This is a genomic window from Paracoccus sp. PAR01 (assembly GCF_014851995.1).
Taxonomy (GTDB): domain Bacteria; phylum Pseudomonadota; class Alphaproteobacteria; order Rhodobacterales; family Rhodobacteraceae; genus Paracoccus; species Paracoccus litorisediminis.
In genome coordinates, this window is the sequence record NZ_JACVAW010000069.1 from 1 (window position 1) to 1,699 (window position 1,699).

Below are 1,699 nucleotides of genomic sequence, written 5' to 3' on the forward strand. Positions count from 1 at the left end.
CATAGGCGCGGGTCGCAAGCTTGCTCAGCGTCTCGCCGCTGGCAACCACATGCGGGTTGCCGCAGGTCAGGGCGTCCTGTGCCAGCAATGGTGGGGCGGTTGCAGACAGCATCAGGCCTGCCGCAAGCAGACTACTACTTGAAAGCAGGTAGAGGCTCCTCGACTGAGCTTGAGACATCTGCCCCCTCCCCGATCAAAAAAAAACACAATATGCCTAGCATACGAATCAGACCCTAGGCCGGAGATGGATCTTTGGGAAGTGATGCAATTGCATCAGGGACGGTTTTCCTACCTAGGCTCCGTGGGGTCAGTTGTACAAATCCCTTCAGGGATTCATCATTTGAAGCCAGTTGGATAGCTTGTGTCGTGTAATGAAGGTTACGAGATATCCGCCGGCTTCGCCTGCCCCGATAGGGTGGTCCACCGAACGATAGTATTTCGAACTGACGTTTGTTTTTGGCGAGCGCGGCGTCCCACTCAGCCTCCGGAAATTTGAATAGGCAAGTTGTTCAGCATATCTGCAAGACCGGGTGTTCGAATACGCGAGAAACCGCCGGACCGATTCATACCCGCGCCGATCAGACGCACGACCTCGGGCGAACCGGCGAATTTTGAATGGCTGCCAGAGGATGAATCGTGGATCTGCGATAGGTCGATTACTATCACTCCAAATTCTTCAAGCTTTGCCACATCCGTCGCACCTACACAGGGTACACCACCCGCGATCCGACGCGAGGCCAGAAGCGCACGATCGTCCTTAGGCTCGAGACTTCGGTAACGGGTCCCTCTCGTTCAAGAGATTTCGGCCACACGATTCGACCCCGCCGACGGGATCTCCTGCCTTGGTCGATCCGACTGCCGTCATACGGCTCTGTCGAGAGGTCCTTTGGGAACATGCGTCGGTACGTGGTCAGCGCAAGGGCTGCCGACAAGATGCTGGTTCGATGCATTTCCGGCGTGTCCATCTCATAGGCGTGCTCAGACTGGCTGGCGACGGTCTAGACCCCGACATCACCGGAACCGCGTCCCTTCGGGACCTCGAGAGCCTGCGGTCAGGCAGGCGAGGCGGCTTGGATTAAGTTGTAGGCGCCCCCTCCATTCTGAAAGTCGTCCCATCGACCCAGATGCGATGCAGCACAACTGCCATGCGCCGCGCCAGGGCGACCATGGCGCGCTTGCGGCCACGGCGTCGGTCGACACGCGATGCCCATGTCCGGAGGTCATTGCTTGGCCCGCGATTTAGCATGACAACCCACCGGCGGGGTAGCACTTCGAAAGCTTTGGCCTTGTCGGAGCGCTTGATGATCTCGATCATGCACTTGCCCATGCCGACGAGCGCCGATCGCAACTTGTCGCCCGCGTAGCCGCCATCGGCGAACACATAGCGCAGCCAAGGGAACCGCATCCGGATTGCGGCCAGCACGTCGACAGCTCCATCGCGATCCTGAATGTCGGCAGCGTGGACGAGAATGAAGGTCAGGAGACCGCAAGTGTCAGGATGTGCCGTTTACGGCCCTTGGCCTTCTTGCCCGCGTCAAAGCCTGATATTCCGCTACTTTCGGTTGTCTTCACCGTATGCGACGTCTGCGTCCCATTGCCTTTTGACTTGCTCAGGGTGGTTGCCCAAGTTGCGCAAGTATTTATGAGCTCGTCAGGGAGTCCCGAACGAGCTCATTGTGAGGCTGCGTTTCGCTGGGTG

2 pseudogenes are annotated in these 1,699 nt (G+C 58.3%); both read right to left on the reverse strand.

Annotated elements, in window-relative coordinates:
• Window positions 1-477 precede the first annotated feature (477 nt).
• A pseudogene (locus tag IB235_RS24625) lies at window positions 478-747 on the reverse strand (alpha/beta hydrolase); the annotation flags it as partial.
• 328 nt (window positions 748-1,075) lie between these two features.
• Window positions 1,076-1,581: pseudogene (locus IB235_RS24630) on the reverse strand (transposase); the annotation flags it as partial.
• Between the last annotated feature and the right edge of the window lie 118 nt (window positions 1,582-1,699).